We start from the raw sequence: 24,181 nt of genomic DNA on the forward strand, positions 1-24,181 counted from the left end.
GGCAACGCTCCCGTCAGGGCGAGACGAGGCGCAATTTGATCTGCTGCGCGGGCTGTGCCGGACGGATCAGCGGCAGCGCGAGATGGATCGGTGTGGCGCTCGGCATTTCCGTGCGGTCTTGCAATTCACCACTCAGATACTCTCGCGGCTGCAGTCGGCGCTGGGCGATCGGCTGGTCGGCCGCATCGACGAAGGTGAGTTCGATGGCCGGAAACGGCTGTGCGAAGGGCGCCTGATTGGTGAGGATGATCTCCACGGTCACCACTTCGGGCCGGCGTGGATCGGGGGTGATGGCGACCTGCTGCACGACCATGGCCTGCAGGTCGCGCTGCGGCGGCAGGCTGCATCCGCTGAGTGTGCAGAAGCGGTCGAACAGCGGACGCAGCAGCGGATCGACCGCCAGTTGGTCGAAGCGGTACCAGGCCAACTGCGCGGCGAGCAGCAGCAGCGCCAGCAGCGACAGGAGGCCATAGATCAGTGGCCGCCTGGAGCGCGATGTGGGCGTCGGCAGCGGTTCATCGAGTCGAAGCTGCTGCAACTGCCGGGCAAGGCGCCGATCGAGCAGCGGCCGCTCGGTCTGCGCGGTGATGAGCGGAACCGGGATGTCAGTGGTGGGTGCTGCCGGCATGCTGGTGCGCCGTTCGCGGGCGGGCGTGCGCTGCTCGCTCTGGGGCAGTGTCGTGGCGGTTGTGGTCGGCTGAGGTTCGACGAGCGTGACCGCTGGCGGCACCGCGCTGGCCAGCTCCTGCTGGCCATGCGCGTCGAAGACAGCCATGCACAGCCCGCAACGCACCTTGCCCTGGGCCGAGTGCAACTGCTCCGGGCTGACGCGAAACAGTGTCGCGCAGTTGGGGCAGCGGCTGAGGATCGGCTCTGCCGGCGTCAGGGTGACGCTGTCACTGTCCGGACTCATGTCGGATCAGCCTTTTTGATGCCGCTCAGCAGGACCCACTCCTGCGCGAAGGTCGGCGCAGCGAGATCGAACCAGGGTCGATAGGCCGCAGCCACGGCCTCGACCTGTTCGGCCAGCAGACCACTGAGTACCAGTGTGCCACCCGGTGCCAGCCGCTGGCTCAGGTGCGGGGCCAGGGTGATCAGCGGTCCAGCCAGGATGTTGGCCAGCAGCAGATCGGCCACCACGGCAGGTTCGTCTTCGGTGGTGAAGGTGGTGAGCCGTTCAGTGGAGATCTGGTTGCGTTCGGCATTCTCGCGGGTGGCCAGCAGCGCCTGCGGATCGATGTCGATGGCCACTGCCTGCTCGGCGCCCAGCAGCAGCGCGGCGATGGCGAGGATGCCGGAGCCGCAGCCGTAGTCGATGACCCGCAGGCCGGCGAGCGGGTGGCTGTCGAGCCAGCCGAGACAGAGCTGGGTGGTTGGATGGTTGCCGGTGCCAAAGGCCAGGCCAGGATCGAGCTGCAGCACCACCGCGCCGGGTTCGTCCACCTGATGCCAGCTTGGGCAGATCCAGAGCCGCTCACCGCAGCGAATCGGCTGAAAGCGCGCCATCCAGCTGCGCTCCCAGGGTTCATCGGCCAGCGTACTGATCTGGTAGGCGGGCAGTGGTTCGGGCAGTTGCGCCAGCGCGGCCAGCAGCGCGATCTCATCGGCAAACAGACCGGTCAGCCGAATCTGGCTCCAGCGCGGCATGTTGCCGGGTGCCAGCTCGAACAGCGGCTCGTCACCGGCATCATCCAGCGTCACCGCCGAGGCGCCCAGTTCGAGCAGCAGCGCTTCGAGCGCCTCGCACTGCGGTGAGTCGGCCTCCAGTGTCAACTGCCACCAGGGCATGGCGTGCTCCGTGTCAGGATTCGATCAGCCGTTCGAGAAAGTGGATGCTCAACTCGCCACGCTGGAAGTTGCCATTGCCGAGAATCTGCTGGTGCAGCGGCAGGTTGGTGCGGATGCCGTTGATCACGGTCTCGTCGAGGGCATTGCGCATGCGGGCGATGGCGCTGTCGCGGTTCTCGCCCAGGCAGATCAGTTTGCCGATCAGCGAGTCATAGTCGGCGGGGACGCGGTAGCCGGTGTAGAGGTGGGAGTCGACACGGATGCCATTGCCGCCCGGCGCATGAAACAGCTTGACCTCGCCGGGGCAGGGGATGAAGGTTCTGGGATCCTCGGCATTGACCCGGCACTCGATGGCGTGGCCGCGCAGCACGATGTCGCGCTGGGTCAGCGTCAGCGGCTGACCGGCGGCGATCTTGATCTGCTCCTTGACGATGTCGACGCCGGTGACCATCTCGGTGACCGGATGTTCGACCTGCACGCGGGTGTTCATCTCGATGAAGTAGAACTCATCGTCCTGATAGAGAAACTCGAAGGTGCCGGCACCGCGGTAGCCGATCTCACGGCAGGCCTGCACGCAGCGCTCGGCGATGCGGTCGCGCAGAGCGGGATCGATGCCGGGCGCGGGGGCCTCTTCGAGCACCTTCTGATGACGTCGCTGCAACGAGCAGTCGCGGTCGCCCAGGTGGATCACATTGCCGTGGGTGTCGGCCAGCACCTGAATCTCGACATGGCGCGGCCGTTCGAGGAATTTCTCGAGATAGACCCGGTCGTCGCCGAACGCGGCACCGGCCTCGCTGCGGGTCAGTTGAACGGCATTGAGCAGCGCGGCCTCGCTTCTGACCACCCGCATGCCGCGGCCACCGCCACCGGCGGCGGCCTTGATGATGACCGGATAGCCGATCTGATGCGCCAGCGCCAGGGTGCGGTCGCTGTCGTCATCGAGGGTGCCGTCGGAGCCGGGGACCGTGGGAATGCCGGCTGCTTTCATGGTGCGGATGGCCGAGACCTTGTCGCCCATGGTGCGGATCACGCTGGCGGTTGGGCCGATGAAGACGAAGCCGCACTGCTCGACCTGTTCGGCGAAGTCGGCGTTTTCAGAGAGAAAACCGTAACCGGGATGCACCGCCTCGGCGTCGGTCACCTCCATGGCGCTGAGGATGGCCGGCGCGTGGAGGTAGCTCTCGCGCGGCCGGCTGGGGCCGATGCAGACGGTCTCGTCGGCCAGACGCACATGCATCAGATCGCGGTCGGCCTTGGAGTGCAGCGCCACGGTCTTGATGCCAAGCTCCTTGCAGGCACGCAGGATGCGCAGGGCGATCTCGCCGCGGTTGGCGATGGCAATTTTGTTGAACATGGATGGAGCGGTTCCGGAGTCTGAGAGATCGGCCTAGACGACTGTGATCAGTGGCTGGTCGAATTCGACCGGGGCGCCATCTTCGACCAAGATGGCCTCGACGATGCCGGCCTTGTCGGCTTCGATCTGGTTCATCATCTTCATCGCCTCGACGATGCAGACCACATCGCCGACATTGATCCGCTGACCCACCTCGACGAACGCCTTGCTGCCCGGTGCCGGTGAGCGATAGAAGGTGCCCACCATCGGCGAGGTGATGGCCTGCTGCACACTGCTGGCTGGCGGCGGCGTGATTGCCGCCGGGGCGGGCGCGGCTGCCGGCACCGCTGCGGGCGGGGCCAGCGGCGCGGCGGCCTGCCAGATCGGCGGCTGCTGGGCGAAAGCCTGTTGTGGCAGGCGGCGGCTGATGCGCACCGACTCCTCGCCCTCCTTGATCTCGAGCTCTTCGATGCCGGACTCTTCGACCAGTTCGATCAGTTTTTTGACTTTGCGGATGTCCATGGTGATGGTTGTGTACTCCCGGGATGGGTCAGGGTGATGGTTTTGGCGTGGCCAGCCGCTCGATCGCGGCCAGCAGTGCCAGACGGTAGCTGTCGGCGCCGAAGCCGCTGATCACGCCGACGGCGATGTCAGAGAAGTAGGAGTGATGACGAAATGGCTCGCGTGCATGGACATTCGACAGGTGCAGCTCGATGAACGGAATGGCGACCGCCAGCAGCGCATCGCGCAGCGCCACGCTGCTGTGGGTGAAGGCCGCCGGATTGAACAGGATGAAGTCGGTGCCATCCTCGAGCGCGCCGTGGATGCGGTCGATCAGCGCGTGCTCGGCATTGGATTGAAAGCAGCAGAGCGTGTGGCCGCGGGCTTCGGCCTCGCGCACCAGTGCATCGGTGATCGCGTCGAGTGACTGGCGGCCATAGTGGCCGGGTTCGCGGCGGCCCAGCATGTTGAGGTTGGGGCCATTGAGCAGCAGCAGTTTCGCCATGCGGATCGGTTTTGGAATTCTGGGGTCAAGTCACTGTTATTTTGCCGAAGTTTGCCGTCAATTGACAGCAAATTTCCAATTCCGGGCCGCTGCACTCTAGGGCCGATCCGCCCGAAAGGCAAGGCAGGATCGCACTCAGCGCGACAGCAGCCGGGCGAGGTGGCTGGCCAGTTGTGTGGCATCGATCTCGCCGACGATGCGTGAATCGGGCAGCTCCTGCCCCTTTGCATCGAGGAACAGCAGGGTCGGCGGACCAACGATGCGGTAGCGGTCGAGCAGGGCGCGTTGCGGGGCCTGATAGTCGGTGATGTCGGCGCGCAGTCGATGCAGCGGTGCCAACTGCGTGGTGACTGTCGGAAAGACCTCGCGCTCCAGCACCTTGCAGGCGATGCACCAGTCGGCATAGACATCGACCAGCGTGATGCGTCCGGCCGCCAGCGTCAGTTGCCGGTCGAGCCCCGGCAGATCGGTGATGTCGGTGAAGCTGGGATGCTCCACGGCGGCCGCCTGCCCCTGACGGATGCCCAGGCCATGCAGCGGCCGCAATGGGTCGGAACCGCCGGCGGCGGCGCCGAGCACCAGCGCCACGGCCCAGGCCAGCAGCAGCAGCCCGAGGGTCTGGCCCAGTTTGTGCCAGCCCGAGCCGTGGGCGGTGAACTCCAGCGCGCCGAGCAGCAGTGCGCCACCCAGCAGCAGCGCGGCCCACAGCAGCAGGGTGACCGGGCCGGGCAGCAGCCGCTCCAGCAGCCAGACCGCCACCCCGAGCAGCAGCAGGCCAAAGAACGACTTGACCCGCTCCATCCACGCGCCGGCCTTGGGCAGCAGATGGTTCCCCAGCGTGGCGAGCAGCAGCAGCGGAACGCCCATCCCCAGCCCGAGCGCGAAGAGCGCCGCACCACCCAGCCAGGCATCCTGGGTGGTGCTGATGTAGACCAGCGCACCGGCCAGCGGCGCCGAGACGCAGGGCGAAATCACCAGGGTCGAGAGGGCGCCCATCGCCATCGCGCCCAGCAGATGGCCATGGCTCATCTGCCGGTTGAGCTGGTCGAACCGGTTGCGCAGCGCTGCCGGCAGTTGCAGTTCATAGAGGCCGAACATCGACAGCGACAGCAGCACGAACAGCAGCGCAAAGCCGACCAGCAGCGGTGGCCACTGCAAATAGGCCTGCAGATTGAGCCTGGCGCCAAAGAGCCCGGTGAGGGCGCCGGCCACTGCCAGCGTCAGCGCCATGCTGACCACATAGAGCAGCGTCAGCAGCAGCGCCTGCATCCGGGTGGGGTGTTGCTCCCGGCCGACGACGATCGATGACAGAATCGGAATCATCGGCAGCACGCAGGGGGTGAAGCTGAGCCCGATGCCGGCCAGAAAGAACAGCCCCAGCACCACACTGAAGCGGGCACTGGCCAGCTTCTGGGCCAGCAGCGCGCTCGAATTGGCCGCTTCGGTGGTGGCGCTGCCGGCAGCAGCGGGGGGCGTGGCCGAACCGAGTTGCAGCCGCTCCGGGGGATAACAGAGCCCGGCTTCGGCGCAGCCCTGGAACTCCACTTCGAGCAGCACCTCGGCGTCGCTGGTCACAGAGGTGGGCAGCGTCAGAGTGAAGTCGTGGTCGAACACCGCCACCTTGCCGAACAGCTCATCCTCTTTCTCTACAGCGTCCGGAAAGCGCGGCGTGCCGAGGGTGACGCCCGCCGGGGCGATCAGCCGGAACTTGAAGCGGTCGCGGTAGAGGTAGTAGCCAGCGGCCACCTGCCAATCGATCTGCAATTCGCCTGCGCTCTGCCGCAACCGGGGCCGAAAGGCCTCGTTGACCGGCAGGAAGTGTGGCGTGCCGCTGTCACTTTGCAGCAGCGATTGCAGTTTCGTCGCCGAGGGCGAGGTCAGCGGCGGTGTCGGCTCGGCCTGAATGCCGCGCACCGCACCCAGCACAATGCCGAGTGTGAACAGCAGCAGGGTGAGCAGGCGCATGAATGGCAAGGGATTTTTTCCGTGAGGCGAAGACAGGCCGGGTTCGGCTGACGCCGGCGATTGTAGCAAAAGAGCGCGCCTTGACTGCACTTTGGGTGGGTGATTCAATCGGGGTCGATCAGCGGTGGCAGCGATGGCAGAGATCATCTCCTTCAGCAAACAGAAAAAAGCACGGCGTGCCGCGCTGGCCAAGGGCAGAACGCTCTGCGCGAACGGCTTTCATCGCTGGAAGATCAGCAAGGATCAGCAGTTCGACGTCACCGCCGGCAAGCTGATCACGGTGTGGCACTGTGAACGCTGCGACGCGGTGAAAAACAGCGCCCTGTGACCCGCCGCGCCGACCGCTCCGGTGCAGTGCAACCATCACAACGACCCGGCCGTGGCCGCATGGAGCAGCGCATGAGTTCAGAGCCTCGGGACTCCACCCCCTTCATTCAGGCATTGCGCGACATCGTCGGGCCATCCGGCCTGCTCACCGGCGAGGATTCGGTGCGCATCAAGGGTGGGCTGGTGCGGCCGGGCAAGGCGCCGCCGCCACACATTCTGCTGCGCCCGGCCAGCACGGAGGAGGTCTCGGCTGTGCTGCGACTGTGCAATGACGCCGGCTATCAGGTGGTGCCACAGGGCGGCATGACCGGCCTGGTGGAGGGGGCGGAGATCGCCGCCGGGCAGGTGGCGCTGTCGCTGGAGCGCATGAGCGCGATCGAGGAGATCGACACCCTGAGTGGCACGCTGCTGGCGCAGGCCGGCGTGCCGCTGCAGGCGGCGCAGGAGGCGGCCGAAGCGGCTGGCTGGATGTTGCCGCTCGACCTCGGCGGGCGCGGCAGCGCCACTCTCGGCGGCAATGTCGGCACCAACGCTGGCGGCAACCGGGTGATCCGCTACGGCATGACCCGGGCGATGGTGATGGGGCTCGAAGTGGTGCTGGCCGATGGCACCATCCTCACTTCGCTGAAGAAAATCCTCAAGGACAACAGCGGCTACGACCTCAAGCAGCTCTTCATCGGCGCCGAAGGCACGCTGGGCGTGGTGACCCGCATCCTGTTGCGACTCACCCCGAAGCCGGCCAGCCAGGAGACCGCCCTGGTCGCACTGAACGACTTCGCCTCGGTCACCGCGCTGCTGAACCATGCCAAACGGCAGCTCGATGGCACGCTGAGCGCCTTCGAGGTGATGTGGAACGGCTTCTACAGCGCCGTCACCACGCCGCCGGCACCGCACCAGCCGCCGCTGCCGGGCCATTTTCCGTTCTATGTGCTGATCGAGGCGCTCGGCAGCGATCCGCAGCAGGACCATCCGCGCTTCGAGCGGGCGATGAGCGCGGCACTGGAGTCGGGGCTGATCAGCGATGCGGTGGTGGCAAAGTCGGAGGCCGAACGGCACCGACTCTGGGCGCTGCGTGACGACGTCGCCCAGCTTGGCCGCTACTACCCGCTCACCGGCTTTGACATCAGCCTGCCGCTGGAGGCGATGGAGGCCTACCTGAGCGCAGTCGAACAGCGGCTGAAGGCCGACTGGGAACAGACGCGGCTGATCATCTTTGGCCACCTCGGCGATGGCAATCTGCATCTGGCCGTCAGCCTGCGCGCCGACAGCAGCGAAGAGCGGCAGCGGGTCGAAGAGATCGTCTACAGCGAACTGGCGAGCCGCAATGGCTCCATCTCGGCCGAACATGGCATTGGCCTGCAAAAGAAAGCCTACCTGCACCACTGCCGCAGCGCCGATGAAGTGGCGCTGATGCGACGCATCAAGCAGGCGCTCGACCCCAGGGGCACCCTCAACCCCGGCAAGATTTTTGACTGAAAACAAGAAGTCGCGCAGCGCGACAAGGAGCACCGCACGATGAACGGCGCAGAGAGCCTGATCAAGACCCTGCTCAACAATGGCGTGGAGGTCTGTTTCACCAACCCCGGTACCTCAGAGATGCACTTCGTCGCCGCGCTCGACAGCATGCCCGGCATGCGTGCCGTGCTCGGACTGTTCGAAGGGGTCGCCACCGGCGCCGCCGATGGCTATGCGCGCATGGCCGGCAAACCGGCCTGCACCCTGCTCCACCTGGGAGCGGGGCTCGGCAACGGCATCGCCAACCTGCACAACGCCCGGCGCGCCTACACGCCGGTGGTCAACATCGTCGGTGACCACGCCACCTACCACAAGCAGTACGATGCACCCTTGCAGTCCGACATCGAGAGCATTGCCCGTGGCGTGTCGGGCTGGGTGCGCACCACCGCCGATCCGCGCTCGGTGGCCGCCGATGCAGCCGAGGCGGTGGCGGCGGCGATGGGGCCGCCCGGGCAGGTGGCCACGCTGATCCTGCCGGCCGACAACTCCTGGAGCGAAGCCGCCGAAGAGGCCTGGCCGGCCAACCCGCCGGTCACGGCGCGCACGGTGCCTGCCGAACGCATCGGGCGCATCGCCGCCATCCTGCAAAAAAAGGAGCCCGCGCTCTTTCTGCTCAATGGCACCGTATTGCTGGCGCCGGGCCTGGAACTGGCCGGACGCATCGCCGGCAAAAGCGGCGCAAAACTCTACAGCGAGACCTTTGCCGCCCGCGTCCAGCGTGGTGCTGGCGCCATCCCGATCGAGCGTTTTCCCTACTTCGGCGACCAGGCACGCGAAGTGATGGCCAGCGTGCGGCACCTGATTCTGGTCGGCGCCAAGGCGCCGGTCGCCTTCTTCGCCTATCCCGGTCAGCCCAGCAACTTCACCCCCGATGGCTGCCAGATCCACACGCTGGCCCGTCTCGATGAAGATGGCACCGGTGCACTGCGGATGCTGGCCGACGCACTCGGCGCCGGCGCCGAGCATGGTCGGCCGGCCGAACCGTTCCGTCCGCCGCTGCCAACTGGCGCGCTCGACAGCGCCAGCGTCGCCGCCACACTCGGTGCGCTGCTGCCCGAACGGGCCATCGTCTGCGATGAGGCCGTCACCGCCGGCTTCGCCATTCCGGCGGCGACCCAGGGCGCACCGCTGCACGACTGGCTGTCGCTGACCGGTGGCGCCATCGGTCAGGGCCTGCCGCTGGCGATCGGCGCCGCCATCGCCTGTCCCGACCGCAAGGTGGTCTCGCTCGAAGGCGACGGCAGCGCCATGTACACCATCCAGGCGCTCTGGACCCAGGCGCGCGAGAACCTCGACATCACCACCGTGATCTTCAACAACGCCTCCTACGCCATCCTGCAGTTCGAACTGATGCGGGTCGGCGTGATGCAGGCCGGCCCCAACGCCAACAAGGTGCTCAACCTCGGCAACCCCCGGCTCAACTTTGCCGAAATGGCCCGCGCCATGGGCGTGCCGGCCGCACGGGTCACCTCGGCCGCCGAATTCAACGACAAGTTTGCCGAAGCCATGGCCCAGCGCGGCCCGCGGCTGATCGAGGTGATGTTGTAGGGGGAGTGAGCAGCAAGCGTCTCTGCGTTCTCTCTTCGGATTCTTGGGGCTCTGAAAGTGTCCGAGTTCAACATTGCACTGTTGGGTCTTCTGGGTGCCGTTGTGGGTGCGGTTCCCGTTTTGGTCGGGGTGGTCGGTGCGTGGTTCAAAGATCGTGATCGCATTGCCACAGAGAAACGCACCCTGGAACTCGCCAAGCTTGAGGTCGAATTCGTGTCGGCTTGGATAGACACGGCGGCAAAATTTTGGAGATGAAGTGGAAACGCAAAGGCCATGGCAAGAGCACGATTATGTCGTCTTCTCGCCGACGAAGCGCCCACTGAAATGCGATCCAGCGGTGGTCCGATCAGAAGCGCGAAAGGTAACGGCAGGACTGCTTTTTGATTTATCGCTTCTACTGCTTCATGATCTTCGGTGCATCGATAGATGATGACAACAACGTGTCACTGTCTCACCTGATGAATGAACTCCAGGGCGAGGGTGCAGGTGCCATGACAGTGCTTGCAGTTCCATTGGTAGTCCTCTTGGTCAGGTGGCGCCGGTTAGTGAAACGGGCAAGCCATGGGCTGCATGAGTGTGTATCCCGGGTCATCATGCAGAGCCTCACAGGTGTCGCCACACCCATGAAGAGGCGCCAGTGAGGCAGGAGTGATCGATCAGCTCAAAGCTGGGCGTCGAAGTTGCTGAGCGATCTCCATTTTCGTGTGATTCCGTTTCATTTTATGAGAGGTGCCGGGGCTCTGCCGTATAGCACTTGGCTGCCTCATTCCCGCAGTATTGCGTTGCTCGGTGCAGGCAAGAGTCACGCTCCCGCAGCACACTGAACTCCTGGAACAGCGCAACCGGCAGCGGAACCGCGAGCTTCCAGTAGATGGTCATGGGCTTGGCGCCCTCGGCCCGTTCCAGCAGCACCGGGCCGCAGGCGCGGTAGGGATCGCCCTTGGCCTTGCGCACGAAGAGCTGAAAGGTCCAGCCGTTGCCCAGACTCTCCAGGTAACGGCGTCCGGCCGCGGTTTCAGGGCCGGCCGGAATTCTGCGACTGCCAGTGAAAGCGCTCGGGCTGATGGCGTAGTCGTGATAGGCGATGCGCTCGTGGTAACCCTCGCGTTTGTCGAGGGTGACGAACAACAGTTGGACCTTGCGCTCCGGCAGGGGCCAGGGTGCCGGCCTGGAAGGGCTGCCGGCGCTCGGCGGACAGCCAGCCGACCGCGGTCAGGATCTCGCGGATGCCGTAGCCGGCGATGCAGGCACAGCGGCAGGTCTTCGAGCCCCGGCACGGGTTTGTGCAGCAGGACGCTGCTCGCCTGCAGCGCCTCGGCGATTTCACCAACTTCCGCGCGGTGCTCCGATGACAGGCGCTTGACGAACTGCTCGCCGCTGCCGGTTTGCCGGTGCTGTGCATCCACCTGATAGGCCAGCATCTGCAGCAGTCGGCGCTCGTGTTCGCCTTTGCGGTCGGTACTCGGGCGCCGGTTCGGCAACCTTCAGCAGCAGGTCGATGCGCTCCGGGGTCATCCAGGTGCAGCAGATCGCCGAAGCGGCGCCCGAAATAATCGTCCTCGCTGCCTGGGGGCGTGGTCAGCAGCCCGGCGTCGCGCTTGAGGTTGGTCCAGCCGGAACGGCCGCTGTCGCGGTAGAGGTCTTCGAGCTCGATGGCCTGTTCGCGCAGGAAATCGACCAGGCGCACATGGTTCCGGCCGCGCAACGCGCGTAGGCCTGCAGCTCCGTGCGCAGGCGGCGCCAGTTCTGCTGCACCAGCCGGCGCAGGCTGCCCAGCACCTGCTCCCGCGCCTGGCGCTGCAGGTGGATGTGGCAGCCGGGTGGCAGGGCGTTGGAAACCCTTGTCGACGGCTTCGATCAATCGGCCGCGCGGCAATCCGGTGAGGGTGGACAGCAGGCGGTCGAAGCGGAATTCCTGCCGGTGCCGGCCGACGAAGTCGAGAATCAGGCAGCTTTCCTTGCCGGCAGCCAGGCGCAGGCCGCGGGCCGATCTGCTGCTGAAACAGCACCGGGCTCTGCGTGGGACGCAGCAGCAACAGGGTGTCGACCAGCGGCAGATCGACGCCTTCGTTGTACAGGTCGCAGGTGACGATGGCGGCGATCTCGCCGCGGGCGAGCCGCTGCGGCGCCCGGCGTCGTTCCTCGGTCGCGGTATATCGCCGACGACGCAGACCGCCGGATGCCGGCCGCGTTGAGCTTGGCAGTCATGTACTGCGCATGGGCGACCGAGACGCAAAACACCAGCGCCCGGCCACGCGCCGGGTCGCCCGCCAGGCGGCGCCATTCGTTGAGCACCAGCCGCGCACGGACGTCGTTGCCGGTCACCAGCTTGTCGATGGCGGAAACTTCACCCGGCTGCTGCCAGGGGCGTCGGAAAAATCCGTGTCGTCGTCGCAGGCGTAGTACTCGAACAGGCAGAGCAGTTGCAGGTCGAGCGCGTGCCACAGCCGCAATTCGACCGCCGGCGAACCATCCGGGCGATTGTCGAAGTAACCGAGGATGGGCTTGCCGTCGCTGCGCTCAGGGGGTGGCCGTGAGGCCGAGCAGCACGCGCGGGCGAACGGTGGTGACGAAGGCGTCGAAGCGATCGGCCGTCAGCCGGTGGCACTCATCCACCACCACGGGTGCCAGTACTCTCTCCCCCAGCGGCCCACGAGACCGCGCGCCGTCAGGCTGTCGATGGTGGCGAATACATGATCGAACTGCGCGGCGCGCTGCCGCCGACCAGCAGCTCACCGAAAGGCATGGTCGCGCAGCACCTCCCGGTAGGTGCGCAGCGCCTGTTTGAGGATTTCCTCCCGATGGGCGACGAAAAGCAGCCGCGGACGACCCGCCCCAGGGCGCAACTGCGCCGGTAATCGAAGGCGGCGACCACGGTCTTGCCGGTGCCGGTGGCCGCGACGACCAGATTGCGCCAGCGCCCATGTTATTCACGCTCGTTGTGCAGCTGATCGAGCATCTGCTGCTGGTAGGCCTTGGGTTGCAGGTCGAAATAGGTCGGACGGGCGATGACGTCGTCGCCGGCTTCGCGCTGGAGCGCTACCCCGAGCGCTGCCCGGTGCTGTGGATTGGCCGGATCGTAGGGCTGAAATTCGCTGTCTTCCCACAGGGTCTCGAAGTGCGCCTGGGCGCGCCTGAACAGGTCCGACTGGCCGCGCTCGGTGAACTTCACGGTCCTCCAGGCCACCCATCAGCGCGGCGCCCGACAGATTGGCGCTGCCCACATAGGCCGAGCCGAAGCCGCTGCGGCGCTGGAACAGCCAGGCCTTGGCGTGCAGGCGGGTGCGGCGGCCGTCCAGCGACACCCGGATTTCGCAGCCGGGCAGGCCGGCCAACTCGTCGAGCGCCCGGATTTCCGTGGCGCCGGTGTAGGTGGTGGTCAGGATGCGCAGTCGCGTGCGCGGCTGGCCGTCGGCGCCGACTGCAGTCGCGGATTGCAGGATGTCGAGCAGCTTGCGCACGCCGGTGGGTGATGAAGCTGACCAGAATGTCCACCTGATCACAGGCCGCCAGCTCGCGGCGCAGCTCGGACAGCAGCGATGGCGAGCCCTTGCCGGCAGTGAACAGCCAGGGCAGCGCCAGGCCGGTATCAGGAAAGGTGGGTGCTGGCGTGTGGCGGTGCACAGCCTGCAGCAGTTGCAACGGTGCGGCGAGCGGATCGATTTCTGCCGCCGGTGGTGCAAAGGCGCTGACGCGCGTTCACCAGCAGCGCGTTGGCCAGCTCCAGTTGGCGTTGCAGCTTGTCGGCGCCGTCGCCCTGAAGTTCATCGAGTATCTGGGCGATCTGCGCGGCGATCGCCTCGGCCAGCCGCTCCGGCGCGTCTTCGGCCGACAGGGAAGCGAGTGTGCGGCTCTGCTCGTCCGTCGCGCGGAAAAGCGCCCGGCGCAGCGATATGCTCATGCACCCGAATCCGCGGCGCGATCTTGTCCTTTAATTCGCGCGTGGCGACGCGCATGTCGTATTCCGTTTGCAGGTTCATCCAGAACCGCGCGTCCATGCCGAAATAGAGGCCCAGGCGCAGCGCGGTGTCGGCGGTGATGGGGCGGCGACCGTTGACCAGTTCGCTGATGCGGCTGGGGGAGACGTCCATGTCGGCCGCGAGCTGGCGCGCGGTGATGCCCATCGGTTTCATGAACTCTTCCAGCAGGATTTCGCCGGGGTGGATTTCGTCGAGCAATTCCGCCATGTCCCGCTCCTAGTGGTAGTCCACGATCTCGACCCGGTGCGCGCCGTCCTGTTGCCAGAGAAGCAGGCGCCACTGGTCGTTGATCCGGATGCTGTGCTGCCCGGTGCGGTCGCCCTTCAGCGCTTCGAGCTGGTTGCCAGGAGGAACTTTCAGACTGGCCAGCTCGGTGGCGGCGTGCAGTTGCAGCAGCTTGCGTCGCGCCACGCGCTCGATGTTCCTGAATCGCGGCACCGACTGGCTATGGAAAGGCGTTTCAGTGTCGGGACAGGCGAACGTGTGGATCATGGATCAACATGTTCCGTGATACGGAACATGTCAAGCGGAAAGAGTGCCTTCATCGCGCCCACCGCCACTGATAGGCCAATCGGGTGCATCGGATCAAGAAAAGATGACCCTACAACAGCCTTCGCCACAGCGGTTCGCCCCGGCATTCGCGGGCAATGGCATCGAGGGCGGCTTCGTGGCGGGCCAGCTCTTCGGCGGAGGCGGCAATGACCGGCAGGCGTGGTCGGTCGGCTGCCAGTTGCGTCAGCTGTTCGACCATGGTCTGGCTGCCTGGGTGGATGGCAGCGCTCTGTGCTTCATCGAGCGAGAGGCTGACCTGACCGCTGGTCATCAGCAGGTAGAGGTCGGCCAGTATCTCGGCGTCGAGCAGGGCGCCGTGGAGTTGCCGGGCCGAGTTGTCGACGCCATAGCGGGTGCAGAGCGCATCGAGGCTGTTCTTTTGCCCCGGATGGCGGTTGCGTGCCAGCTTCAGGGTGTCGGTGATGGCGCAGAGCTGCTCGATGCGGCGGGGCTCACGGTTCAGCAGCTCCAGTTCGCGGTTGAGGAACTCCAGATCGAAGGGGGCGTTGTGGATGATCAGTTCCGCGCCATCGATGAACTGCAGAAACTCCGCGGCGATTTCGGCAAACAGCGGTTTGTCGGCCAGAAATTCGTCGCCGAGGCCATGAACGGCCAGTGCGCCGGCGTCCACCGCCCGTTCGGGATTGAGGTATTGGTGATAGTGGCGTCCGGTTGGGCGGCGATTGATGATCTCGACGGCGCCGATTTCGATGACGCGGTGGCCAAGACGGGCTTCGAGCCCGGTGGTTTCGGTGTCGAGCACGACCTGACGGCTCATCGGGCCTCTCCCTGGACCTTTTTGTTGGCGCCGCCGCCGAGCAGTTCATCGATCGCCTGGTTGGCCAGTTGATCAGCCAGTTCATTTTCGGCGTGGCCGCTGTGTCCCTTGATCCAGTGCCAGTCGACCCGCAGGTGGCGGCTGCTCTGCTGGTCGAGCTCCATCCACAGGTCGACATTCTTCACCGGCTGGCGGCTGGCGCTCTTCCAGCCGCGTTTTTTCCAGTTGGCCAGCCATTCTGTCATTCCCTGCTGGACATATTTGGAGTCGGTGGTGATCGAGACGTGGCAGGGCCGCTTGAGGGCGGCCAGCCCGGCAATCGCAGCCTGGAGCTCCATGCGGTTGTTGGTGGTCAGGGGCTCGCTGCCATAAAGCCGCTTTTCGTGGCCGTTGCAGCGCAACAGCGCGCCCCAGCCGCCGGGACCCGGATTGCCGCGGCAGGCGCCGTCGCAATAGATTTCGACCTTCTCACTCATGCGATTCGCTCTTGCTCACCTGGCCCATGACCAGTTTGGGGGTGCCGACGGCGGCCAGTCGCAGCCGGCGGCGGGCGATGGGTTGAGCGATCAGCGCCGCCCGTTTTTTGCGTGCCACCAGCAGATAGATGGCGCCGATCGGCCAGTGGTGTTGCCGCGCAATCTGGCTCATCCCGCGCCAGTGACGGGACCAGGCGCGTGGTTGCAGCGGCAGTCCGAACCGATCGTAGAGGGCCCCCTCGGGCTGGCAGCGCAGCAGCGACAGCCAGTCTTCCATGCGCGAGGCGGTCAGAAAGTGGCCGGACCAGGGGCCGCTGCCCCGATGGGCGGCGATGCGTTGCCACAGGCCCCACAATGAGCGCGGGTTGAAGCCGATGATCAGGATGCGGCCTTCGGGGGCCAGGGTCTGCACCGCTTCGCGCACGGTTCGATGCGGGTCGGCACAGAACTCCAGCAGGTGGTGGAGCAGCACCACGCTGGCGCTCTCCGGATAGAGCGGCAGGGCGGTGGGTTCCGCCACCAGTGCTGGTGGCGGGCAGTGTGGATGCAGCAGCGGGCTCAGTCGGCACTGCTGGGTGATCGGGCAGCGTTCGTAGTCGAACTGGGTCGAAAAGGGACTGATCTCGACCAGCAGGTCACCATGGCAGCTTGGCAATATCTGATCGAGCAGACGCTGTTCGATCTCCAGCAGCTCCTGGCCCAGCGGGCTGGTGAACCAGCGCTGTGCCTGCTCCAGCATGACCCGGGTGTGGAGGGTGGATTGGGGCATCGTCTTGACCATCTGGATCAGTTCTCGGGTGTGAGGTCAGGCGAAAGTTTTGGATCCATGGCGCCGTGCTGGTCTTGTCTGATGTCGATGGCCATGGTTTCCTGTGTCGTCCGGCCAGTGGAGTCAGGAGATGATCATGTTGAAAACGATACCAATTCCAGCCTTCAGCGACAATTATATCTGGCTGTTGCACGAGGTGGACGGGGCCCATGCGTGGGTGTGCGATCCGGGCGATGCGGCCGTGGTCGAGCGCTACCTCGAGGCGCATGGGCTGACGCTCTCGGGCATTTTCATCACCCACCACCATCCCGACCACATCGGTGGCGTGGCCGGACTGATGGCAGGGCGTTCGATTCCGGTACTGGGGCCGCGTCATGAAAAGATCCCCCATCTGACCCAGCCGCTGGGCGAGGGTGATGTCTGCCAGATCCTGGGGCATGAAGTGCGGATTCTGGACATTCCGGGCCATACCTTGGGGCACATTGCCTACTTGATCGAGGGTGAAACAGCGCTACTCTTCTGTGGAGACACGCTGTTTGCCGGCGGTTGCGGACGCATTTTTGAAGGCACTGTGGCGCAGATGTACCAGTCGCTGATGAAACTGGCGGCACTTCCACCACAAACCGCGGTCCATTGCGCGCATGAATACACGCTGAGCAACCTGCGTTTTGCGGCGGTGGTCGAGCCCGACAACGCACAGTTACAGCGCCGGATCGTCACGGAAAATGAAAAAAGAGGTTGCGGCGAACCGACGGTTCCGTCGACAATCGGCCTCGAACTTGCTACGAACCCTTTTCTGAGGGGCCACGTGGCCGAGGTCAAAAGGGCGGCGGAGGCTTGGAAACAGGGTCCACTTGCCCAGCAAGAAGAGATTTTTGGCGCCATCCGCCACTGGAAGGATGGTTTCAAGGGATAGAAACAAGGCCACCGTCATCACCACGGCTGTTGTGAATCAATTTCTCAACTGGAGTAGAAACCCACTCAGGGCTGCAAAGGCGCAACCCTAAGACGATCACCCAGCGGCTTGGGCGATCGACATCGATGAGGTGTTCATTTTGCCGAGTTTCAAACAGACACTGTCTGCACTCATATTCTGTATGGTTCTGACGACGGGCTGCAGCCTGGTCGAACAGGACTCCTCCCGACTGGCGGATCACTCCGCTGCGAACGGCAACCGGCCCGGTGGCGCAACCGGTGGAGAGATCCACCAGGCCATCGAGAATGGCACGGCAGGAGACTACAACTGGTTTGCGCCAGAGGTGGCTTCGCTGAACCAGCCGGCGCCTGACATCTGGGAATCACTGCGCAAAGGCTTCAGGCTGCGTGACGAGATGGCGCATCCCCGGGTTGCTGTGCAGCGGCGCTTGCTGCTTGAACAGTCGAGCTTTGTCGAGAAGGCTGCGGAAAATCCGACGCGCTATCTCTACCACGTCAAGCAGGCACTGGTCGAGCGTAACTTTCCGCTGGAGCTGGCCTTTTTGCCGATGATCGAATCGGGTTACGACCCGCGTGCACGCTCGGCGAGTCAGGCCACGGGCATGTGGCAGTTGATCCCCTCCACCGCGCGCCATTTGGGTTTGCGCAAGAATACCGGCTATGACGGCAGCCGTGATGTGGTGGAGTCGACCGAGGCAGCGCTGCAATATCTCGATCAGATGCAGAAGCATTTCGACGGCGACTGGCTGCTGACGCTGGCCGCCTACAACGCCGGTCAAGGCGCCATCGACCGTGCCATCGAGCGCAACCGCGCGCTGGGCAAGCCGACCGATTTCTGGCATCTGAATCTGCCGCAGCAGACCATGGAGTTCGTGCCGCGCATCCTTGCCTTTGCCCAACTGGCCGCCGAGGCGGACAAATATCAGGTTGCGTTGCCGAACATCCCTGATCGACCCTATTTCGTGACGGTCGACATCGCACGACAGATCGAACTTTCGGTTGCGGCCGAACTGGCCAAACTGCCGTTGGAGGAGATCGAACGGCTCAATCCGGGCTATAGACGCGGGACCACCGACTCTCATGGAAATCATCGGCTGCTGATTCCGGCCGCCCAGGCGGAGGCACTCAACTACAAGCTGTCGCTCTTTCCTGCCGAGCGTGCTGCGGGCTGGCAGCATTACAAGGTGAAGGAGGGTGATTCGCTGGAGTCGATCGCACAGCGTTTCGACACTTCGACGACAACGATCCAGCAGCTCAACGAACTGGACGGCTCGCTCAGAACCGGAGAGAAGCTGGTGCTTCCGGCGCCCTGGAGTCTGCTGACGAAGCGCAGCGAGAGTGACACGCAAGGCACCGCTGCACAGCACGCCGAGTCCGCCCGAGACAGCGGCGAAAAGAGCGCGCAATATCGAGTCAGGCAGGGTGACACCCCGTGGCGGATCGCCCAACAGCATGGAATTTCAGTGGACGAGTTGGCTCGCCTGAATGGTGAGGCCAAGGTGGCCAGCCTGCGTCCGGGCATGCTGCTGCAGGTGCGGTCGCAGGACCAGGCAGCGGCAACGCAGCGGCGTGACCCGACTGCTGAGCGCCCGAGCATGCAGAAGGCAGCGACGCAGCGGGTGGACTATCGGGTCCGCAAGGGCGACACGCTCTACCGCATTGCCAGCCGTTTCAAGCTTCCGGTCGAAAAAATTCTGGAGTGGAACGAGTCTGTCCGCGGCGAGCAGACCATCAAGCCGGGTGATCAGGTGACCCTCTATGTCGAACCGCAAAAGCTGCCGGCAGAGAGCTGATTCATTGTCTGCGCTGTCGGCAACGACGTAAACTTGCCGAGGTCTTGATTTCTGATCGAGGCTCCGTGATACAGGTTCGCTGGAAGCAGAAGGAGTGGGAAGCATGAGCAATGAAATGGAACCCTTGGTCGAGGTCAGCCGTCGCCGTCCGCCGCGCGCCAAGCGCGGCCGCACACAGTTGCAGGATGCGCAGACCCTGCGCGATTGTGTCGAGATCGCCATGAACAACTACTTCGAGAATCTCGATGGACAGGCAGTCAGCGATGTCTATGAGATGGTGCTCTCCGAGATCGAACCGCCGCTGCTCGAGGCCGTACTGCGCCACGTCCATCACAATCAGACCAAGGCGTCACAGGTCCTAGGCCTCAATCGGGGCACCCTGCGCAAGAAGATGAAAGCCTACGGGCTGCTGTAGCACGCCGCCATCCGAGCGTCGCACGGTGGCAGTGTCGTGCTGCGACGCTGCCACCTCCCGCTTCGTCTGAGCCGATCTCCCCGTGCGACAGGCCATGCTGTCGACCGCTGTATTCCCGTTGGCGCCCATTTCGTAGAATGATCGGGTGGGTTGTCGTCCCGACCCCCATCGACATTCGAAAAAACAAGGAGTCTTCGTATGGAAATCAATGGTCCAGTGCTGCTGGAGCAGCGTGAAGGGGTTGCGCTGCTGACCCTGAACCGGCCACCGGCCAATTCGATGAATCTGCAGGCGTTCATCGAACTGGAGCAGCTGCTCGACACCCTGGCCCGCGACCCGCAGGTGCGGGCGGTGGTGTTGACCGGTGCCGGTGACAAAGGCTTTTGCGCGGGTTTCGATCTGACCGACACCGCCAACTCCACCACCGTCAGTCTGAAGGCGCAGGCGGTCTGCAACCAGATCGAGGCCTTCCCCAAGCCGGTGGTGGCGGCCATCAACGGCTATGCGCTGGGTGGCGGCTGTGAACTGGCGCTGGCGTGCCATTTTCGCTTCATGGTTGCGGCGCCCAAGGCGGTGATCGGCCTGCCCGAGACCCAGCTCGGGGTGATTCCGGTCTGGGGTGGCACCCAGCGACTGCCGCGGCTGATCGGACGCTCACGTGCCACCCAGATGATTCTGCTGGCCGAGCGCATCGATGCCGAGGAGGCGGCCCAGATCGGGCTGGTGGACCGGGTCTGCGCGCCCGCGGAGCTGTTCCAGCAGGCCTTTGCCTTCGCCGTGGCATTGGCCAAGCGTCCGCCGCTGGCGACCCGTGCCGTGCTGCGGGCGATTCACATCGGTCTGAACCATGGCATGGCGGCGGGTTTGCAGGCCGAACTGGACGAGGTGAAGGGCGTGCGCGGCAGCAAGGATGCCGAAGAGGGGATACGCGCCTTTTTCGAGAAGCGTGAACCGCGTTTCTCGGGTGAATAGTTCATTCCATTGTTTTGACGAGAGCAGTCACAGATGTACCGAATCCAGTTGCTGAACCAGATCTCCCGCAAGGGCACCGACCGTTTTGCGCGCGAGCGCTATGAGCTTGGCGGGCAGGTCGAGGCGCCCGACGCCATTTTGCTGCGCAGCCACAAACTGGCTGTCAGCGAACTGGGCGCGAACCTGAAGGCGGTGGCGCGGGCCGGTGCCGGGGTCAACAACATTCCGGTTTCGGTGCTGAGCGAGCGCGGCATTCCGGTGTTCAACACCCCGGGCGCCAATGCCAACGCGGTCAAGGAGCTGGTGCTCTGCGCGATGCTGCTCGCTTCGCGCGGGATCGTGCCAGGGTTGCGCTATGTCGAGACGCTGGCCGGCATGACCGATGTGGCGGCGCTGAACGCGACCCTGGAACAGGAGAAGAAGCGTTTTGCCGGGCAGGAGCTGGCCGGACGGACACTCGGCGTGGTGGGGTTGGGCGCGATCGGTTCACGGCTGACCGACGCCGCGCTGCATCTGGGAATGACGGTGCTGGGTTATGACCCGGCGCTGTCGGTCGAAGCCGCCTGGCGGGTGCCGAACCAGGTGCAGAAGATGGACAATCTGGCATCACTGCTGGCCCGTTCCGACTATGTCTCGCTGCATGTTCCGCTGCTGGAGAATACCCGCAACCTGCTGCGCGAAGAGACGCTGGCCTACTGCAAGAAGGGCGCGGTGCTGCTCAACTTCGCGCGCGAAGGGGTGGTGGATGAATCGGCGGTGGTGAAGTTTCTCGACAGTGGTTATCTGCGCCAGTATGTCGCCGACTTTCCGCATCCGCTGCTGATGGGTCGAAGTGATGTGCTGCTGCTGCCGCATCTGGGGGCCAGCACGCTGGAGGCCGAGGAGAATTGTGCGGTGATGGCGGCCGATCAACTGATCGATTATCTGGAGACCGGCAACATCCGCAATTCGGTCAACTTTCCCACGCTGGTGCTGGAGCGCAACGGTGGCTGCCGGCTGGCCTTCTCGAACCGCAATGTGCCGAAGATCCTCGGCAAGGTGCTGTCACTGCTGGCCGATCACAACCTGAATGTGCTCGACATGCTCAACAAGAGCCGTGACGAGATCGCCTACAACCTGATCGATGTCGAGTGCGAGATTCCGCCGGCACTGCTGCCGGCGATCCGTGCGGTCGAAGGGGTGATCGATCTGAGGGTGATTCCGGGCTAATCCTGGGGTGGCCGGTGCTGCCCTGAATCTTCTGAATGCGATGGAGAGCCGCGAAGATGACGCTGATCAGGCAACTGGCCGACCGGGCCCGACAGAGTCGCGAGCAGCTGCTGCGCGAACGGCGCATGGCCACGGCGGAGATGCCACTGAAGTACTGGTGCCAGCAGGCGCACTTCACCACGCCGGCCAGCGGCACACCGGAGAAGGCGATCCAGGGGTTGGCAGCGGCGCGCAAGCTGTTGCAGAAGTTCGACATCAGCCCGGCGGAGCTGGCCGACCATGCCGGTGCACCGCTGTCGGCGCTGCGCGGGCTGATCGAGCAGCCCGACTGCCACACCCCGCTGGTGATGGTCGATTGCGAGGATGCGGTTGCGCTCGATGCCGAGTCGGCCCGCAAGGCGCGTGCGGGCGCCATCCGCTGTTTTTCGCAGGCGAACTGGGGTTCGACGCTGGCCTTCTTTCGCCCGGCCGGCCTGACGCTCGATGGCTGCATCGACGACCTGTTCGAGGTGCTGCCGGCGGTGGCCAGCGAGCGTGTCGAGCACTATCCGATCGATGGCCTCATCTGGCCGAAGGTGGAGCATCCCAACGAGCTGGTGTGGCTGAATGAGCGGCTGGGTGAGATCGAGCATCTGCTGGGATTGCCGGAGCAGCGGATCAAGCTGCAATTTCTGGTCGAATCGGGCTACGCGCTGGCGCAACTGCCTGAACTGGTCAAGGCGGTGACGCCACGGCTGACCGGCATCATCTGGGGCATTGCCGACTATGCGGCCGACGTCAATCTGCCCGAGCTGCGCAACGACCATCCGAGCTGCGACTGGGCGCGGCAGGTGATCGTCAACGTCGCCGGAGCCGTCAATGTGCCCGCCATCGACAACATGACCCTCAACTATCCGACCCCGTTGCATCGCGGCGAGGGGCTCAGCCTGGCCCAGCAGCAGGCGAACAAGCTCAAGGTGCTGAATGCGCTGAAAGAGGCCTACCAGGATGCCTGCCACGGCATTCGACTGGGCATGTCGGGCAAGTGGGTCGGCCATCCCGGCCAGCTGCTGATGGTGCTGGCGGCCTACCAGGGTGCCTGTTCGCAGGCGCAGCTCGATCAGGACATTGCCGAGATCGAGCTCTACCAGCGCAGTGTCGCCAGCGGCTCCGGCGCCACCATGATCGGGCGCGGCGAAGGTGACTACATGGCCGATCGCGCCACCGATCGTCATCTGCGCGCCCGGTTGCGGCGCGCCACCGCCTGGGGGCGGCTCGATGCGCAGCGGGCAGCGTCGCTCGGCATCATCAATGAAAACGAATTCTGGCAGCTCGACGCGCGGGCGAACCCAGCTTCGGAGGCTTGATCAGCCGCGGCCGTAGAGCTGGTTGAGGCGGCGCAGCCGTTCGCTCAGGTCGGCCGGAAGGTCGCTCCAGGCGAAACGCCAGCGCCAGTTGCCTTCGACGGTGCCGGGTTGGTTCATGCGGTGTGCCGAGTCGAGACCGAGCAGATCCTGCATCGGGATGATCGCCAGCCGCGCCACCGAGGCCAGCGCGGCGCGCAGCAGAGGCCACGGCATCGCCTCGCCCGGTCGGCCCAGATACTCATCGACCCGTTCTTGAAGCGTGGGCGTCAGCCCCTGATACCAGCCAAGGCTGGTGTCGTTGTCGTGGGTGCCGGTGTAGACCACGCTCTGCTGGCGATGGTTGTGCGGCAGATAGGGGTTGTCGGCGCCGCCGTCGAAGGCGAATTGCAGAATCTTCATGCCCGGAAAGTCGAACCGGGCCATCAACCGCTCCACTTCGGGCGTGATGGTGCCGAGATCCTCGGCCACCCAGGGCAGCGTGCCGTGGCGCTCGATCAGGCTCTGGAACAGTGCCTCCCCGCGCGCCGGGGCCCAGCGGCCGACCATCGCGGTGGGCTCATCGGCCGGAATCTCCCAGCAGGCCTCGAAGCCGCGAAAGTGGTCGATGCGCAGCAGGTCGAAGTAGCGCATCTGGGTGGCGACCCGGCCTTGCCACCAGGAAAAACCGTCGGCTTCCATCTCCTCCCAGCGGAACAGCGGGTTGCCCCAGCGCTGGCCGGTGGCCGAGAAGTAGTCGGGCGGCACCCCGGCGACGACGCGTGGATTGCCGTCGGCATCGAGGTCGAACTGCCGCTGGTGGGCCCAGACATCGGCGCTGTTGTGGTCGACGAAAATCGGAATGTCGCCGAACAGCGCCACGCCGCGCTCCCGGGCATGGCGGTGCAGCTGTCGCCACTGGCTGTCGAACAGGAACTGCTCGAAACAGATGGCCTCGATCGCGTCGGCATGGTGGTGCCGAGCCTGTTTCAGCGCAGCCGGATCACGCTGGCGCAGCGGTGTCGGCCAGTGCACCCAGGAGTGGTCGTTGAAGTGGCTGCGCAGCGCCATGAACAGCGCATAGTCGGGCAGCCAGCCGGCAGCGCTGTTCCGGAACTGTTCGAACTCGGTCTGTTCGGTCGGACTGGCGGTGGCCTTGAACCGCAGCCAGGCGCGAAGCAACGGGGATTCCGTGGAGGTCAGGTCACTGTCGAGCCAACCATGCTGCACCAGCGCCTGCAGGTCGATCAGCCGCGGATTGCCGGCATGGGCCGACAGGCAGAGATAGGGTGAACCGTCGTCATGGGTCGGCCCCAGCGGCAGCATCTGCCAGACGCCAAAACCCGATTCGGCGAGAAAGTCGACGAAGCGGCAGGCCGCCTCGCCCAAGGTGCCGCACCCTTGGCTGCCTGGCAGCGAGGTCAGATGCAGCAGCACGCCGGAGCGGCGTCGGGCCAGGGGTGAACCGGGGTTGCCAGGCGCATCCATGCAGTCGGC

28 protein-coding genes are annotated in these 24,181 nt (G+C 65.0%); 13 read left to right on the top strand and 15 right to left on the bottom strand.

Features of this window, described 5'->3' with window-relative positions; translation table 11 throughout:
* Positions 1-13: 13 nt before the first annotated feature.
* The 6 genes from H7A13_03505 to dsbD form a co-directional block, all read right to left on the bottom strand.
* Positions 14-913 carry a zinc-ribbon domain-containing protein gene (locus H7A13_03505; GenBank protein ID MCP5332410.1) on the bottom strand — a complete coding sequence of 300 codons (900 nt, stop codon included), beginning with the start codon at positions 911-913 and terminating at the stop codon, positions 14-16.
* Positions 910-1,788, bottom strand: coding sequence for a 50S ribosomal protein L11 methyltransferase (prmA, locus tag H7A13_03510; protein ID MCP5332411.1), 879 nt, complete (start codon positions 1,786-1,788; stop codon positions 910-912). The genes H7A13_03505 and prmA overlap by 4 nt, the downstream gene beginning before the upstream one ends.
* Before the next feature lie 13 nt (positions 1,789-1,801).
* Positions 1,802-3,142 carry an acetyl-CoA carboxylase biotin carboxylase subunit gene (gene accC / locus H7A13_03515; GenBank protein ID MCP5332412.1) on the bottom strand — a complete coding sequence of 447 codons (1,341 nt, stop codon included), beginning with the start codon at positions 3,140-3,142 and terminating at the stop codon, positions 1,802-1,804.
* Between the two features lie 33 nt (positions 3,143-3,175).
* Positions 3,176-3,643, bottom strand: a complete 468-nt coding sequence (locus H7A13_03520) for an acetyl-CoA carboxylase biotin carboxyl carrier protein (GenBank protein MCP5332413.1) — start codon at positions 3,641-3,643, stop codon at positions 3,176-3,178.
* Positions 3,644-3,671: 28 nt separating this feature from the next.
* Positions 3,672-4,127, bottom strand: a complete 456-nt coding sequence (gene aroQ / locus H7A13_03525) for a type II 3-dehydroquinate dehydratase (GenBank protein ID MCP5332414.1) — start codon at positions 4,125-4,127, stop codon at positions 3,672-3,674.
* A 135-nt stretch (positions 4,128-4,262) separates the two neighbouring features.
* Positions 4,263-6,092, bottom strand: a complete 1,830-nt coding sequence (gene dsbD, locus H7A13_03530; GenBank protein ID MCP5332415.1) for a protein-disulfide reductase DsbD — start codon at positions 6,090-6,092, stop codon at positions 4,263-4,265.
* A 133-nt stretch (positions 6,093-6,225) separates the two neighbouring features.
* Here dsbD and H7A13_03535 point away from each other — a divergent pair, with 133 nt between their 5' ends.
* From H7A13_03535 to H7A13_03550, 4 genes are all read left to right on the top strand, one after another.
* Entirely contained in the window at positions 6,226-6,420 is a 195-nt protein-coding gene (locus H7A13_03535) for a hypothetical protein (GenBank protein ID MCP5332416.1), read from the top strand.
* Between the two features lie 71 nt (positions 6,421-6,491).
* On the top strand, positions 6,492-7,895 hold the full coding sequence (locus tag H7A13_03540; protein MCP5332417.1) for an FAD-binding oxidoreductase: 1,404 nt from the start codon (positions 6,492-6,494) through the stop codon (positions 7,893-7,895).
* 39 nt (positions 7,896-7,934) lie between these two features.
* Complete coding sequence (locus H7A13_03545) at positions 7,935-9,482, top strand: acetolactate synthase large subunit (protein MCP5332418.1); 1,548 nt, start codon at positions 7,935-7,937, stop codon at positions 9,480-9,482.
* 57 nt (positions 9,483-9,539) lie between these two features.
* Positions 9,540-9,737, top strand: coding sequence for a hypothetical protein (locus H7A13_03550; protein ID MCP5332419.1), 198 nt, complete (start codon positions 9,540-9,542; stop codon positions 9,735-9,737).
* Positions 9,738-10,202: 465 nt separating this feature from the next.
* Here the strand turns inward: H7A13_03550 and H7A13_03555 are convergent, their stop codons facing one another.
* Positions 10,203-10,610 carry a DUF3427 domain-containing protein gene (locus H7A13_03555; protein MCP5332420.1) on the bottom strand — a complete coding sequence of 136 codons (408 nt, stop codon included), beginning with the start codon at positions 10,608-10,610 and terminating at the stop codon, positions 10,203-10,205.
* Positions 10,611-10,980: 370 nt separating this feature from the next.
* On the opposite strand from H7A13_03555, the gene H7A13_03560 reads away from it, so the two are divergent.
* On the top strand, positions 10,981-11,196 hold the full coding sequence (locus tag H7A13_03560) for a hypothetical protein (GenBank protein MCP5332421.1): 216 nt from the start codon (positions 10,981-10,983) through the stop codon (positions 11,194-11,196).
* Positions 11,197-12,002: 806 nt separating this feature from the next.
* Here the strand turns inward: H7A13_03560 and H7A13_03565 are convergent.
* Positions 12,003-12,098, bottom strand: coding sequence for a DEAD/DEAH box helicase family protein (locus H7A13_03565; protein MCP5332422.1), 96 nt, complete (start codon positions 12,096-12,098; stop codon positions 12,003-12,005).
* Between the two features lie 77 nt (positions 12,099-12,175).
* On the opposite strand from H7A13_03565, the gene H7A13_03570 reads away from it, so the two are divergent.
* Entirely contained in the window at positions 12,176-12,340 is a 165-nt protein-coding gene (locus tag H7A13_03570) for a hypothetical protein (GenBank protein MCP5332423.1), read from the top strand.
* A 68-nt stretch (positions 12,341-12,408) separates the two neighbouring features.
* Here H7A13_03570 and H7A13_03575 read toward each other — a convergent pair whose 3' ends face one another.
* On the bottom strand, positions 12,409-12,654 hold the full coding sequence (locus tag H7A13_03575) for a hypothetical protein (GenBank protein ID MCP5332424.1): 246 nt from the start codon (positions 12,652-12,654) through the stop codon (positions 12,409-12,411).
* On the opposite strand from H7A13_03575, the gene H7A13_03580 reads away from it, so the two are divergent.
* Positions 12,644-12,955, top strand: a complete 312-nt coding sequence (locus H7A13_03580) for a hypothetical protein (protein MCP5332425.1) — start codon at positions 12,644-12,646, stop codon at positions 12,953-12,955. The genes H7A13_03575 and H7A13_03580 overlap by 11 nt on opposite strands.
* Positions 12,956-13,246: 291 nt before the next feature.
* Here the strand turns inward: H7A13_03580 and H7A13_03585 are convergent, their stop codons facing one another.
* From H7A13_03585 to H7A13_03605, 5 genes are all read right to left on the bottom strand, one after another.
* Positions 13,247-13,669: a HigA family addiction module antidote protein gene (locus tag H7A13_03585; GenBank protein MCP5332426.1), complete on the bottom strand. Its 423-nt coding sequence runs from the start codon at positions 13,667-13,669 to the stop codon at positions 13,247-13,249.
* A gap of 9 nt (positions 13,670-13,678) precedes the next feature.
* Complete coding sequence (locus H7A13_03590) at positions 13,679-13,954, bottom strand: type II toxin-antitoxin system RelE/ParE family toxin (GenBank protein ID MCP5332427.1); 276 nt, start codon at positions 13,952-13,954, stop codon at positions 13,679-13,681.
* Positions 13,955-14,063: 109 nt separating this feature from the next.
* On the bottom strand, positions 14,064-14,792 hold the full coding sequence (gene dnaQ / locus H7A13_03595) for a DNA polymerase III subunit epsilon (protein MCP5332428.1): 729 nt from the start codon (positions 14,790-14,792) through the stop codon (positions 14,064-14,066).
* Positions 14,789-15,268, bottom strand: coding sequence for a ribonuclease HI (gene rnhA, locus H7A13_03600; protein ID MCP5332429.1), 480 nt, complete (start codon positions 15,266-15,268; stop codon positions 14,789-14,791). The genes dnaQ and rnhA overlap by 4 nt, the downstream gene beginning before the upstream one ends.
* Positions 15,261-16,037, bottom strand: coding sequence for a methyltransferase domain-containing protein (locus tag H7A13_03605; GenBank protein MCP5332430.1), 777 nt, complete (start codon positions 16,035-16,037; stop codon positions 15,261-15,263). Before H7A13_03605 ends, rnhA begins: the two co-directional genes overlap by 8 nt.
* 136 nt (positions 16,038-16,173) lie before the next feature.
* Here H7A13_03605 and gloB point away from each other — a divergent pair, with 136 nt between their 5' ends.
* From gloB to H7A13_03635, 6 genes are all read left to right on the top strand, one after another.
* Positions 16,174-16,953: a hydroxyacylglutathione hydrolase gene (gene gloB, locus H7A13_03610; GenBank protein MCP5332431.1), complete on the top strand. Its 780-nt coding sequence runs from the start codon at positions 16,174-16,176 to the stop codon at positions 16,951-16,953.
* A 181-nt stretch (positions 16,954-17,134) separates the two neighbouring features.
* Entirely contained in the window at positions 17,135-18,766 is a 1,632-nt protein-coding gene (locus tag H7A13_03615; protein ID MCP5332432.1) for a LysM peptidoglycan-binding domain-containing protein, read from the top strand.
* A gap of 103 nt (positions 18,767-18,869) precedes the next feature.
* On the top strand, positions 18,870-19,181 hold the full coding sequence (gene fis, locus H7A13_03620; protein MCP5332433.1) for a DNA-binding transcriptional regulator Fis: 312 nt from the start codon (positions 18,870-18,872) through the stop codon (positions 19,179-19,181).
* Between the two features lie 198 nt (positions 19,182-19,379).
* Positions 19,380-20,153 carry an enoyl-CoA hydratase/isomerase family protein gene (locus tag H7A13_03625; GenBank protein MCP5332434.1) on the top strand — a complete coding sequence of 258 codons (774 nt, stop codon included), beginning with the start codon at positions 19,380-19,382 and terminating at the stop codon, positions 20,151-20,153.
* Positions 20,154-20,186: 33 nt separating this feature from the next.
* The gene (locus tag H7A13_03630) at positions 20,187-21,362 is read left to right on the top strand and encodes a phosphoglycerate dehydrogenase (protein ID MCP5332435.1); all 1,176 of its coding nucleotides are present in this window, start codon (positions 20,187-20,189) and stop codon (positions 21,360-21,362) included.
* 56 nt (positions 21,363-21,418) lie between these two features.
* Positions 21,419-22,708, top strand: coding sequence for a hypothetical protein (locus H7A13_03635; GenBank protein MCP5332436.1), 1,290 nt, complete (start codon positions 21,419-21,421; stop codon positions 22,706-22,708).
* Here the strand turns inward: H7A13_03635 and malQ are convergent, their stop codons facing one another.
* Complete coding sequence (gene malQ, locus H7A13_03640; GenBank protein ID MCP5332437.1) at positions 22,709-24,172, bottom strand: 4-alpha-glucanotransferase; 1,464 nt, start codon at positions 24,170-24,172, stop codon at positions 22,709-22,711.
* Between the last annotated feature and the right edge of the window lie 9 nt (positions 24,173-24,181).

This window comes from Pseudomonadales bacterium (assembly GCA_024234215.1).
Lineage (GTDB): Bacteria > Pseudomonadota > Gammaproteobacteria > Pseudomonadales > UBA5862 > JACKOQ01.